Source organism: Arthrobacter sp. B0490, from assembly GCF_002929355.1.
GTDB lineage: Bacteria > Actinomycetota > Actinomycetes > Actinomycetales > Micrococcaceae > Arthrobacter_D.
Window position 1 is genome coordinate 194786 of record NZ_PJIR01000003.1, and the last position, 12946, is coordinate 207731.

Sequence of the window (12946 nt, forward strand, 5' to 3'; positions counted from 1 at the left end):
AAGCCTTGATTCGACTGCAATCGTGTCGTCCCCTGGTCGCCCTGCGACGCTGCTGCGGTTCCCGACACCGATAACAGGGCTCGGCTGTAAGGTACCCCAGTTCGCTGCACCGGATTTGTCATCGAGATTCAATCTAGTGCACTCCTGAACTACATGGACCGGATTCGGATCCCCCGGCGACCGTCAGGGCTACCACAGGTAGTCCGCGATTCCTCAAGGGTTCCCCTTCTGACTTTTCAGACCGGGTGGCCTTTCGTGACGGCGTCGTACAAGAACAGCCCACGGCGAGATCCTCCGGACGCAAGAATGCTACGAGCAGCACGACGGAATTCAGGCCATTACTCGCTGGCCTGAATTCGCGAACTGGGGAGGAAACGCTCGACGATTGGCTGATGCACAACGCTGCTTCCAACCTAGGGGGCGAATCCGCGGCCCACACCAGTAGTCGCTACCTCCTTCTCCTACGGAACTACTTGTGACCGGTGTCACTAGGAGCTCCGTCGAAGACGCCGTGGACGATGTCAGGGAGAGGCTCATGGAGGTCGGTGGGGCTGAGGGCAGCGACCGTTGCTGCCCTGCCGCCCTGACACGAGCCGCTGACGCTAGGAGCTCTCGATGAACCCGCCGATGAAGATGCCGAAGCCGAGGCGGCAGGTGAAGCAGGTGACGAGGAGCGTGACCAGCAGGAACCGCGCGCCGAGGAGCCGGCGGCGCACCGCCTGCCTGCCCCGCCCGGGGCGGCTCAATGCCGCGCCGGTGACCCAGGGGCTGTCGCCACCGGCCACGGCCCGCGAGTGGACCACCAGGTCCAGGGTCTTGATGCCCACAGGATCCCGACGGACAGCATGCCCGCCCCCGCGGTGGCATCGCCCCCGATGCTCGCCGTGAACACTACGAGGACGATCCCGGCGAGCGCGGCCTGCGTGTAGCTCCGCTGGGACGACGCGTCGTCCCCGAAGCGGATGAGGTGGTAGTTCTGCCGCCGGAGGTTCTCCGAATGCCCTGCGACGGCCAGGCGGACCAGCGCCCGCTGGACCGAGAGCAGTCCCCCCGGCCGGGACGACGGCCGGGGGCACGAGGATCCCGTCGCCGGGGCCGAGGTCCCGGTGGAGAGCGGCGAGGACGGTGCCTCCGGGAACCAGGACGGCGGCTGCCGCGAGCGCCACGGCACTGTTCCTGCCGCGCACCGGGTCCATCCGCTGCTCCCGCAGGTAGCCCGCGGGGAAGACCGCCTTCAGCCGCCGGTAGCTCAGGACGACCAGCGCGGCGTGCATCCCTCCGGCCAGCAGTGCGACGGCGAGCAGCACGGGTACCGGCAGCAGGACGACCGCCAGCAGGGCGACGCCCCGCACGTGGTACCAGAGGTAGAAGAGGTGCGTGCGTACCCAACGCAGCGGACTGGAGGCGAGGTCCGCCTCGGCGGGGGCGTCGAGCGGACTCTGCTGCAGAATCCCCCCGACGAGCTTCTCCTGCGACCCGACGACCGTGTCCCCTCCCTTGATCCGCTCGCTGAGCAGGAGAAGGTCGCGGTCCAGTGGGAACCGCGCGAGACCGGCGGCCAGGAGCGCCGGGGCCTCATGGTCGTCGTCGAGGAGCGACGCCGTCTGTGCCGCTCGGGCGAACGCGTCGGCGTCCGCGCTCAGCGAGAGTGCGTACCGCGCCGCCTGATGGGCGACGACGAGGTCCTGGTGGTCACGCCGTCGGGCCAGCAGCGCCTGGCTGAGCCAGTAGTGGGTCTCGGACTCCTTTGCGTGGTGCTCCACGATGTACCATCACCCGGGCGCCTCTTGCGTCCGAGGCGAGGGCGACCAGCGCCGTGGCGGCGGGTTCCGCCCCGGCTCCGCCGCTCACGGGGGGCAGCAGCGGAGCGATTCCGGCGTCGTCGTCCATGACATCCCAGACCGCTCCTGTGGTGGCCGGGTCGGTTCCGGCGGGCAGCGCCGCGCGGATGCTTCCTCGCACGAGCACCGTCCAGTCGCCCGGCATATAGGAGTAGGCCGGCACCCGCCCCGTGGTCATGACTGCTCCCCACGGCTCGGCTGTCCCGAGGAATCGTCGAGGTCCGTCAGGGAGACTGCATGGGCGCCCGCGGGCCTCGGGCCGTCCTCCGGCGCGGAGCCTGGCTGCAGGGCGTCGGGCTGCGAACCGTCGGACTGCGCGGGGTGCGTGCCCGTCTCGACGGTGTGCCCGACGTCGGCCGCGAAGGTGCCGCCGCGTAGTGCCGTGGTCTGCATCTCCTCGTCGTCGCCCACGCCGGTCGCGTCGACGACGATCAGGGTCACGTTGTCGCGCGCACCGGAGCGGAGCGTGGCATCGACGAGTTCGTCGCAGGCCCGCTGAGGATCGCGCACCGCGCTCAGGACGGAGTAGATGCCGTCGTCGGTGACCTCGCCGCTGAGGCCGTCCGAGCAGATGAGGATGCGGTCGCCCTCCTCGACGGGCATGAGCCAGAAGTCGACCTCGGCGTCATCGCCGGTCCCGAGGGCACGGGTGACCACGTGCCGGCGGGGGTGGGTGCGGGCCTCCTCGGAGGTGATGGTCCCGACGTCGACGAGCTCCTGGACCTCGGAGTGGTCCACCGAGATCTGCCCGAACCAGCCCTGGCTCAGGCGGTAGGTCCGTGAGTCCCCCACGTTGAAGAACAGCCAGTGGGGCATTCCAGCCTCCTGCACGAGCACCACGCCCGTGAGGGTCGTCCCGGCATGGCCGCCCGCCTGCCGCCGGATCTCGCGGTCGGCGTGCCCGATGAGCGCCTCCAGGTCCGCGGCGGAGAACTCCGGCAGGTGGCGTCCGATGATCGGGCTGTCGCCCAGCGTGCGCACGCAGATGCCGCTGGCGATCTCCCCCGCCTCGTGCCCGCCCATGCCGTCGGCCACCGCGAAGATGGGTTCGGAGGCGATCAGGGAGTCCTCGTTGAGTTCCCTGCGCAGTCCGCGGTCGGTCGCGAAGCCGTAGGTCAGGCGCAGGTCGCGGGGTGAGGCAGGCCCGGGGCGGTGATCCGTCACGGGCGCACCGCCAGGAAGCCGTGGTTGGAGGCCCGCAGTCTCCGGCTCTCCACGGGGACGTGCAGAAGGGTCCTGGACGCTGGGCGCCCTCGGTCACGGGATGCGATGAGCTCGTCGATCATCTCCCCATTCTGCCCTGCGAGGTTCCCCCACCGCTGGCAGGCACCCGCCCGCGGGTCGGTGGCCGCCAGAGGTGGGGGCGCATCCGGGTACGTGGTCATGGCAGACGCTGGGGATGACGGCGGCAGCAGGGCACGTTCGTGCTGTAAGGCGATGAGGGTGTGACCCACGACGGCCACCTCTGTGGCCCCGCTCGGTGCTGCTGCGGGCCGCGGGCCGGACGGGCGTTTTCCGGTACTCCTACTCTGCGCCCTGGACGGGCCGACGCAGGGCTTCCCGGTGGCGCCCGGGCGTCAGTCGAGGATGATCCCGGTGCCCGTCCCCCGGGCCAGGGTCACCGGGCGCACCTCGCCGAAGCCGCGCACCTGCCGTGCTTCGTGGGGCGTGAGGACGAACTTCTCGTTGTGCGTGAGCGTGTCGGCGGTGCCCGAATCGACGAGCACCTCCCCGGGTTCGGCGAGCGCGGTGAGGCGTGCTGCGAGGTTGACGGTGGGGCCGTAGATGTCACCGAGCCGGGACAGCACGCGCCCCCAGACGAGCGAGCAGCGGGCGGAGGGCAGGAACTCGTCCTCGGAGAACGCCTTGGACAGGGCCAGGGAGATCTCCGCCCCGGCCTCCGGCGATTCCGCGATGTAGAGAACCTCGTCGCCGATCGTCTTCACGAGGCGTCCCCCGCCCACGGAGATGATCTCCGCGCTCTTGTTCTCGAACCGCTGCACGAGCTGGGCCAGCGTGCGCTCGTTCATCTGCCGCGAGAGGCTCGTGTAGGAGACGAGGTCCGCGAAGCCCACCGCGCGGGCGAGCGGCAGCGGCGCGTCCTGCTCGTCGCCGTCACGGCCCGCCTCGCTGGACCGCAGGCCTGATTCTGCGCGCAACGCCAATCGCTGGACGGCTGCGTTCATCTGCCGGCGCCACGCGTAGACGAGGGTCTTCTCGAGCGGCTCGATCAGGTCGGGGAGTTCGGACACGAGCGTCTTCCGCGCGTCGGCGTCGGTGAGTCCGCGCTGCGCCACCATCTCCTCGACGATCGCCTCGATCTGCCAGACCACCATGCGGTCGGTCATCTGCCCCACGGCCCGTGTGATCGAGATGGCGGCGTCCTCGGTGAGCTGCTCCTGGCGGACCAGGTCGATGATCGTGGTGAGGGCGTCGAGGTCCTTCTCGGTGAAGGCGATGTCGTCGTCGCCGATGTTGGGGAAGCCCATGGCACGCCACAGCTTCCGGGCGGACAGGAGGGACACGCCCGCACCGGCGGCGATGTCGCGGCGCTTGAGGGTGCGCTCGGCGCCGAGGAGTTCGCGCTCGAGGCGGCGGATGGTGTTGCGGTCCACTTCCCGCGGCCTCTCCGAGGGGGACGGCGCCTCGGCGCCCGTCGCCATGTCGGACTGCAGCTGCCAGACGGCCTTCGGTGCCGTGGACGCCGGCGCTTCGGGTGCGTCGTCGAGCCGGGCTGTCTCCACCGGGACCCGATCGGGGTGCGGGCTCTCGTCCGCGGGGTGCCCGGACTCGTGGCGGTCCTCGACTGTCACGACTGCTCGCCCTTCCATTGCTGCTGTGCCCATCCCTGCTGTGCTCCCGGCATACTGCCGCGGGCGTACTGCGGGTCGATCTCCATGTCTACACCATCGAACATGCGCGTCAGCGGGAGGTCTCCGATCGCCTGCACCACGTACTCCTTGAACGTGGCGATCTGCGGCACGTTCGGGTAGGCATGGGCGCGGTCGAATCCGAGGTCCGCGACGAGGGTTCCGCTGCGCACCATCCGCTGCATCACTCCCTGTTCCGTCTGGAGCTGCGAGATGGCGGACAGGTTGATCTGGTGCTCGGTGCGCCGCGTCGCTCCACGCCGGTGGATGAGCCGCATGCTCGTGAGCACGTAGCGGTTGCCCGACCAGCGGATCAGGGGCAGCACCGTGAGGCGGGCCAGCAGGAGCACGACGGCGGCGAGCGCCACCACCACGAGGACCGGCTGCCAGTCGGCGAGACCCGGCAGGGTCCGGGAGGCGAGGTAGCCCAGGCCGAATCCCCCGACGCCGAGGAGCACGAACCCCGCGAGGACCGGGCCCACGAGCGGCAGTGGGTTGGGCCGGGTGCGCACGAGGACGCGTTCCCCCGGGAGCAGTCTGATCCGCACCCGCTACACCTGCGGGCGGAGGTGGACGACCTCGCCGGCCGAGACGGTGTGGCGTTCGCCGTCGTCGTCGCGCACGATCAGCGCACCGTGCGTGTCGAGCGCCAGGGCACGGCCGCTGAGCAGGCCGCCCCCGGGCAGGTCGGCGCGCACGTCCTGGCCCAGCGTCGTCATGCGGGCGCCCACCCGGGTGTGCAGGGACGGCCCGCTGTCCCAGGCGGCATCGGCGTCACCGTCCACGTCGCAGAAGGCCCGGTAGGAGTCGGCGAAGGCGCGCAGGAACGCCTTGAGGAGGACGTTCCGGTCGGTCGTTCCGGCGTACTCGAGGAGCAGGCTGGTCGCGGTCGGGACGGGGAGCTCGTCGCCCGTGAGGCTGACGTTGAGGCCCACCCCGACGACGACGGCGGGCGGCTCGGCGCCGGCGCCGGGCACGAACTGCGCGAGGATCCCCGCGAGCTTGCGGCCGTCCACGGTGACGTCGTTGGGCCACTTGAGCTGCGGGGCGATCTCGGTGCGGTCCTCGATGCTCTCGGCGAGGGCAAGGGCGGCCAGCAGCGAGAACCAGGAGTACGCGGTGGTGGGGACGGGCCGGCCGTGCCGGTTGAAGGGGCGCAGGAGCACGCTGACGAAGAGCGACGACCGCTCGGGCGCCACCCAGCTGCGGCCCAGCCGACCGCGGCCCGCGGTCTGCACCTCGGCCCCGAGGACGCTGAGGTCGGGCCAGCCCGCGGGCTCGCGCTGCGCGTTCTCCACGAGGTCCGTGTTGGTGGACCCGGTGCGCTGCACGATGTCGAGGCGTGAGAACGGACCCGACGGCATGCACAGCGCTGTCCTCAGCGCGCCGAGGTTCAGGCCCGGGCGCTCGAGATTGGAGTAGGGGGAGGACATGGCATCGATCTTATCCGGACCGGTGCCCTCGGCCCCGGAGCTCCGGCGTCAGAGGAAGATGTCCGGCACGAGCTGGTCCTCGGGGGCTCCGAGGCTGTAGCCCGTGAGGTCGGTGATCCCCTCCTCGCGCAGCACCTGCTCGTCGGTGTAGAAGTGTCCGGTGCAGCTGCGGGCCGGGCGGACGAGGACGGCGTGGGCGGCGTCGGCGACGATCGCGGGGCTGCGGGCCGCCTGCACCATCCGGCTCCCACCCGGCATGTTGCGGATGGCTGCGGTGTCGATGAGGGTCGCGGGCCACAGCGAGTTCACGGCCACGCCGTCGTCCTTCAGCTCCTCCGCCAGCCCGAGCGTGGTCAGGCTCATGCCGTACTTGGCCATGGTGTAGGCCAGGTGCATGGCGGCCCAGCGGGGCGCGAGGTTCAGGGGCGGTGACAGCGTGAGGATGTGCGGGTTGTCGGACTCCTTCAGCGCGGCAAGGGAGAACTTGCTCAGCATGAAGGTGCCGCGGACGTTGATGTCCGCCATGAGGTCGTAGCGCTTCATGTCGACGTCGGGCGTCTTCGTCAGGTCGATCGCCGAGGCGTTGTTGACCACGATGTCGATGCCGCCGAAGGTGCCGGCGGCGGCGTCGACGGCGGCGCGGACGTCGTCGTCGTTCCGCACGTCGCCGACGATCGGCAGGGCGCGTCCGCCTGCGGCCTCGATCTGCTCGGCGGCGGTGTAGACGGTGCCCTCGAGTTTCGGGTGGGGTTCGCCGGTCTTGGCCATGATGGCCACGTTCGCGCCGTCGCGGGCCGCACGCAGCGCGATGGCGAGGCCGATGCCGCGGCTTCCGCCGGACATGATGATGGTGCGCCCTGCGAGCGTCGCACCGGAGGCTCGTGCGGTACTCGTCGCCGGGGATTCCTGGGCTTCGTTGCGTGCAGTCATGGCTCCACCATAAGCAGCGGGACCGGCCCGACGGCGCTGCGACGCACCGATGTTACCCACGGGTAACATTACCTTCCCGGCTAACCGATGGGGGACGAAACTGTAGACGTCCTACAACGGCGAGCCCCCGGAACCTCACTAGACTTGGTGAATTGCGCCGCGCGTTGGAGGAAACCTCCAGCCGCCGGCGCATCCCCCATCCACGCGCCCACCGGAGTATTCATGCATCAGGACCTGCAGCCCGACCTCACGACGACGGCCGGGAAGCTCGCTGACTTCCGGAGGCGCAAGGCGCTCTCGGAGCAGCCCTCCGGTCCCGAGGCCATCGAGAAGCAGCATGCACGCGGCAAGAACACGGCCCGGGAGCGCATCGACCTGCTCGTGGACGAGGGCTCGTTCGTGGAATTCGACGCCCTCGCCGTCCACCGTTCCACCGCGTTCGGCATGGAGCGGAAGAAGCCGCTGGGCGACGGCGTGGTGTCCGGGTACGCCACCGTCGACGGGCGGCTGATCGCGATCTACAGCCAGGACTTCACCGTCTACGGCGGGTCGCTCAGCCAGGTCAACGGCGAGAAGATCGTGAAGGTCCAGGAGTTCGCGCTGCGCAACGGCTGTCCCGTGATCGGCATCAACGACGGCGGCGGGGCCCGCATCCAGGAGGGCGTGGCCTCCCTCGCGATGTTCGCCGACATCTTCCGCAACAACGTCCATGCCTCGGGCGTGGTCCCGCAGATCTCGCTCATCATGGGCCCGTGCGCCGGTGGGGCGGCCTACTCCCCCGCCCTGACCGACTTCGTGGTCATGGTCGACAAGACCTCGCACATGTTCATCACCGGGCCCGACGTCATCAAGACGGTGACCGGCGAGGACGTGGACATGGAGACCCTCGGCGGAGCACGGCAGCACAACACGACGACGGGCACCTCCGCCTACCTCGCCGCGGACGAGGCGGACGCCATCGGCTTCGTGCGGGAGCTCCTCGACTTCCTGCCGTCGAACAACCTCGCGGAAGCACCCCTCACGGCGTTCGTGGAGGAGCCCGAGGTGACGGACGAGGACCTCGCCCTCGACGAGCTGATCCCCGACGCCGCGAACCAGCCGTACGACATGCATGCCGTCATCGCGGCGATCGTGGACGACGGCCACTTCCTCGAGATGCAGGCGCTGTACGCGCCGAACGTCGTGACGGGCTACGCCCGGGTGGAGGGCCACACCATCGGGATCGTGGCCAACCAGCCCCTGCAGTTCGCCGGGACCCTCGACATCAACGCCTCGGAGAAGGCCGCACGGTTCGTCCGTCACTGCGACGCCTTCAACATCCCCATCCTCACCCTCGTGGACGTGCCCGGCTTCCTGCCCGGCAAGGACCAGGAGTTCCAGGGCATCATCCGGCGCGGCGCCAAGCTGCTGTACGCCTACGCCGAGGCGACGGTGCCGAAGCTGACCGTCATCACGCGCAAGGCGTACGGCGGCGCGTACATCGTCATGGGGTCCAAGAAGCTCGGGGCCGACCTCAACCTCGCCTGGCCCACGGCCCAGATCGGCGTCATGGGCGCCCAGGGTGCCGTCAACATCCTGTACCGCGGGCAGCTCAAGGCCGTGGCGGAGGCCGGCGGGGACGTCGAGGGCGCGCGCGCGGATGTCGTGCAGCAGTACGAGGAGGAGCTGCTGAACCCGTACCAGGCCGCCCAGCTCGGGTATGTCGACGCCGTCATCGCCCCGTCCGAGACGCGCCTGCAGATCGTCCGCGGGCTCCGCGCCCTCCGGGACAAGCGGGCCTCGAACCCCGCCAAGAAGCACGGGAACATCCCGCTGTGACCGGCGTGGAGAGCGTGCCCGACGGCGGCCCGGGGGCCCCGGTCGCGGATGCCCCTTCCGATGGTCCGGGCGTGCCCGACGGCGACGCCGTCCTGTCGGTGGTGTCCGGTCGCCCCACGGACGAGGAACTGGCGGCGCTCACCGCCGTCGTCGTCGCCCTGCAGGGCGCGGACGACGGCGATGACGCACCGAACCAGGGCCGGTCCTGGGTGCGGCGGGCCCTGCTGCGACTGGGTCCGACACCGGGTCCCGGCTCCTGGCGGCGCAGCGTCCGCTAGTTCCCGCTGCCGCCCTGCTCGCGGGTCGTCGCTCCGCCGACGGCCCCTCCGTTTCCCGGGTCCCCACCCGGTCGGGGTGGCACCGTCCCCGGTCCCGCTATCGCGGATCCGCGACGGTTCCCATGACGACCGCCAGCCCGGTCTCCTCGTGGATGACCTGGTAGCCGAAGGGCCGATCGAAGGAGATGCTCAGGTCCGGTGGGATCCGGGCGCTCGTCATGATCGCGAAGTGCGTCACCGCCGCCGCGATCGTCCCCTTCTCCGCCACGGTGATGTTCGCCGCCTGCGCACCTCCGGAGAGGACGCTCCCGGGCTGGATGGCACCGAAGTCGGCGCCGGGACCCAGGGTCTCCTCCAGCCCGAGTGCTGTGAGGAGACCGAGCAGGTTCTGGTCGTACGCGTGGTCCCAGGCGGGGAGCGCGAGGGCCACGGGAACGGGTTCGGCGGCGTCGAGGGCGTCCGCAATGTCGGCCAGTTGCTGCTCGTCCCAGGCGGGCGCGGACCCTTCATCCGGAAGGACGAGCCGCATGAAGAAGCCCTCCCCGTACGGCAGGTCGATGCCGCTCCACCCCGCGCCGTCGACATGCCGGACCGTGACCGCGGCATGCATGGTGGGCACCTCGGCCTCCGCGCCGCTCGGCAGGGTGAAGCGCTGGTTCCTCGTATCCGCGGCGTCGAAGGGTTCTTCCCAGGCGGCGGCGAAGTAGACGGTGTTCAGCAGCGACAGCGTGGTGCCGGGAGTCGCCTTCAACGGGGCAGCCTCGATCCGGCCTCCGGTCTCCTGCGAGACCCAGTCGTCGATGCGCGCCGACGTCGAGGGATCCGCGAAGTCGACCGGATAGACGCCGGCTCCGTACTGCCGTGCCAGGACGTCGAGGAAGGCGTCTCCCGTCTGCCCCTCCTCCGGGACGAACACGGCGTTGGCCAGATGCAGCAGGGGCGTGTCGGGCGGGTTCTCCTCGTCGACGTCGCCGGGGTCGCCGTCGAACTGTTGCACGCCGCCGAGCAACGCGTTCATCGCCTCGTGGTGCTCGGCGGTGAACCCCAGCACGGCGTCCATCTCCTCCGCCGTCGTCGTACCGGCCCCGGCGCGCAGCATGGACAGGGCGTAGAGCGCGCTGAGCGGGCTGGTGACCTGGTTGGAGTCGGGCGATGCCGTGAGCGCCGCACCCAACCGGTAGGAGGACCGCAGGATCGCTTCCTGCGCCTCCGGGTATTGATCCTGCTGGACGACGACGCGCTCCACGGGCGCCCTCTGCTGGTCCGGCGCGGTCGTACCGCAGGCGGTGAGCAGCACGAGTGCGGCGGTCGCCGTGGCGCCCCGTCGCGTCGTCTGCGTCGCATCCGTGCGTCGCTGATCCATGTGCTCCCCTCCCGGCCCTTCCAGGTCGTGTGCGTCCCGCGCGTCATGGTCCACCTGTGCGTCGCGCAGCTGCTCGCTGTGCACCACGGTAGGCCCACCGACCTCGGGGAGCCATGGAACGAGGAGAACGATCCGGTCACGGTCCGGAAGTGGTGCAGGTATGCGTCGCGGAGGTGAACGCGGGGCAGATGTCCCGACCCGTTTCCGGAAATGATGCCGGGACGAGGGGGAGAATCGGGCGGACTGCGAGCGGATCGGCACTCGCACTGCCTGCGATCCGACGGGACTATCCCACCCCTGCGCGCGGAGACCCGGAATCCGGCTCTCGTGGTTCCACCCATTCCTCCTTCGCGGCATTCGAAGCACGAACGACGTCCCGGTGCCACGGGCGGGCGGGAGGCCGTTCCCGCACGCCTCGAGCAGATCGCGGATCCTCGAGCGTGGTGTGCGACCGGTGAGCCCGCGACGTGGACCACGTGGCGCTGTGGCCTCCGGCAACCACCTGACGCTAGGCTCGGGACGTGACCCACAACACTTCAGCCTCCGACGCTTCCGCACCCTCCGGCGAGCCCGGCGAACCTCCGGCACGCCAGGCGACCGCGATCGATGCCGTCGCCACGTCCTACTACGAGACCCTGCTCGAACTGATGCCGAACTTCGCCACCGAACTCGGCCTCCCCGGTCACGAGACGGAGTACCAGGACTACTCGCCGGCCGGCATCGAGGCCCTTGCCGAGGCCACGCGGGAGACCCTGACCCGACTGAACGACCTGCAGCCCGCGGACGACGTCGACACCGTGACGCTCGACGCGATGCGGGAGCGGCTCGGACTCGACCTCGAGATCCATGAGACCGGCCTCGACTACGCGGAACTGAACAACATCGCCTGCCCGGCCCAGAACATCCGTGCGATCTTCGACCTCATGCCCACCGCCACGGCGGAGGACTGGGGACACATCGCCGGCCGCATGGCCAACGTGCCCGGCGCGATCGACGGATACATCTCCTCGCTCCGCGCCGGCCGCGAGCGCGGACTCGTCGCAGCACGCCGGCAGGTCTCCATCGTCATCGAGCAGTCCACGAAGTACGCGGAGGACGGCGGCTTCTTCGACGCCCTGGGCACCACCACGAGCGCGGGCGACGTCGACCTTCCCGAGCCGGTCCGCGAGCAGCTCCGAGCCGGTGCCGGTGCAGCCCGCGCCGCCTACCGCGCCCTCGCCGCCTTCCTGCGGGACGACCTGCTCCCCACGGCACCCGAGAAGGACGCCGTCGGTCGCGAGCACTACGCCCTGATGTCCCGCGTGTTCCTCGGCTCCGCCGTCGACCTCGAGGAGACGTACCAGTGGGGCGTCGAGGAACTCGATCGCGTGATCGCCGAGCAGGAGGCGGTGGCCGACGAGATCCGCGAGGGAGCCACCATCGAGGAGGCCATGCGCATCCTCGACGAGGATCCGGCCCGCCAGCTCCAGGGCACCGATGCCCTGCAGGCGTGGATGCAGGAGCTCTCCGATAAGGCCGTCGACGCCATGGCCGGGGTGCACTTCGACATCCCCGACGTCATGCGCCGCCTCGAGTGCCGGATCGCCCCGACCAACGAGGGCGGCATCTACTACACCGGACCGAGCGACGACTTCTCCCGCCCGGGCCGCATGTGGTGGTCGGTACCGGACGGCGAGGACTCCTTCACCACCTGGAAGGAGACCACCACCGTCTACCACGAGGGCGTGCCCGGCCATCACCTGCAGGTCGCGACGGCCACGTACCAGCGGGCGCTGCTCAACCCCTGGCGCCGCAACGCCATCTGGGTCTCCGGGCAGGGTGAGGGCTGGGCGCTCTACGCGGAGCGCCTCATGCAGGAACTCGGGTTCCTGTCCGATCCGGGCGACCGCCTGGGCATGCTGGACGCCCAGCGCATGCGTGCTGCCCGGGTCGTGTTCGACATCGGCGTGCACCTCGAACTGGAGATCCCTGAGCGCTGGGGCGAGGGAACGTGGACGCCGGAGAAGGGGTACGACTTCCTGGAGCGCAACATCGCCATCAGCGAGGGCCAGCTCAGTTTCGAGTACACGCGCTACCTCGGCTGGCCGGGGCAGGCGCCGTCGTACAAGATCGGCCAGCGGCTGTGGGAGCAGATCCGCGACGAGGTGCGCGCGAACGAAGGAGACGCCTTCGACCTCCGCGCCTTCCACACCCGGGCACTCAACCTCGGCTCGGTGGGACTCGACACGCTGCGTCGGGCCCTGGTGTCCTGACCCGCCCGCCGTCGTTCCTGGTTCTCGCGTCCGATCGCCGTGAGCAGCGGCGTGTCCCGCCGCGACACCCGCTCCGGTGGGCGAAACCCGGGAACGACGGCGTCGCCGGGTAATATTTCGCAACTGCGGCTTCGCTCCGGTATGACTCGCCCCTAGTGTTT

General features: G+C 70.2%; 10 protein-coding genes. 3 read left to right on the plus strand and 7 right to left on the minus strand.

All coding sequences use genetic code 11. The features are described 5' to 3' along the window. Positions 1-602: 602 nt before the first annotated feature. The 6 genes from CXQ97_RS06485 to CXQ97_RS06510 all read right to left on the minus strand — a co-directional run bounded on the left by CXQ97_RS06485 (position 603) and on the right by CXQ97_RS06510 (position 7074). Positions 603-1763: a hypothetical protein gene (locus CXQ97_RS06485; protein WP_104180038.1), complete on the minus strand. Its 1161-nt coding sequence runs from the start codon at positions 1761-1763 to the stop codon at positions 603-605. 252 nt (positions 1764-2015) lie between these two features. Continuing rightward, a complete protein-coding gene (locus CXQ97_RS06490; protein ID WP_104180039.1) occupies positions 2016-3005 on the minus strand; it encodes a PP2C family serine/threonine-protein phosphatase in 990 nt (329 codons plus the stop codon). A gap of 413 nt (positions 3006-3418) precedes the next feature. Further along, the gene (locus CXQ97_RS06495) at positions 3419-4504 is read right to left on the minus strand and encodes an adenylate/guanylate cyclase domain-containing protein (protein WP_104180315.1); all 1086 of its coding nucleotides are present in this window, start codon (positions 4502-4504) and stop codon (positions 3419-3421) included. A 146-nt stretch (positions 4505-4650) separates the two neighbouring features. Next, positions 4651-5259: a PH domain-containing protein gene (locus tag CXQ97_RS06500; RefSeq protein ID WP_104180040.1), complete on the minus strand. Its 609-nt coding sequence runs from the start codon at positions 5257-5259 to the stop codon at positions 4651-4653. A 3-nt stretch (positions 5260-5262) separates the two neighbouring features. Further along, positions 5263-6144 carry a biotin--[acetyl-CoA-carboxylase] ligase gene (locus CXQ97_RS06505; protein ID WP_104180041.1) on the minus strand — a complete coding sequence of 294 codons (882 nt, stop codon included), beginning with the start codon at positions 6142-6144 and terminating at the stop codon, positions 5263-5265. Positions 6145-6192: 48 nt separating this feature from the next. Next, entirely contained in the window at positions 6193-7074 is an 882-nt protein-coding gene (locus CXQ97_RS06510; RefSeq protein WP_104180042.1) for an NAD(P)-dependent oxidoreductase, read from the minus strand. 234 nt (positions 7075-7308) lie between these two features. On the opposite strand from CXQ97_RS06510, the gene CXQ97_RS06515 reads away from it, so the two are divergent. Both CXQ97_RS06515 and CXQ97_RS06520 read left to right on the plus strand, forming a co-directional pair. Beyond that, on the plus strand, positions 7309-8892 hold the full coding sequence (locus tag CXQ97_RS06515; RefSeq protein ID WP_104180316.1) for an acyl-CoA carboxylase subunit beta: 1584 nt from the start codon (positions 7309-7311) through the stop codon (positions 8890-8892). Next, the gene (locus CXQ97_RS06520; RefSeq protein ID WP_258062353.1) at positions 8889-9170 is read left to right on the plus strand and encodes an acyl-CoA carboxylase subunit epsilon; all 282 of its coding nucleotides are present in this window, start codon (positions 8889-8891) and stop codon (positions 9168-9170) included. Before CXQ97_RS06515 ends, CXQ97_RS06520 begins: the two co-directional genes overlap by 4 nt. Positions 9171-9267: 97 nt before the next feature. Here CXQ97_RS06520 and CXQ97_RS06525 read toward each other — a convergent pair whose 3' ends face one another. Continuing rightward, positions 9268-10533: a serpin family protein gene (locus CXQ97_RS06525; protein ID WP_104180043.1), complete on the minus strand. Its 1266-nt coding sequence runs from the start codon at positions 10531-10533 to the stop codon at positions 9268-9270. 602 nt (positions 10534-11135) lie between these two features. Here CXQ97_RS06525 and CXQ97_RS06530 point away from each other — a divergent pair. After that, positions 11136-12785 (plus strand): DUF885 domain-containing protein, encoded by a 1650-nt coding sequence (locus CXQ97_RS06530; RefSeq protein ID WP_258062418.1) that lies wholly within the window; start codon positions 11136-11138, stop codon positions 12783-12785. Positions 12786-12946: the final 161 nt, after the last annotated feature.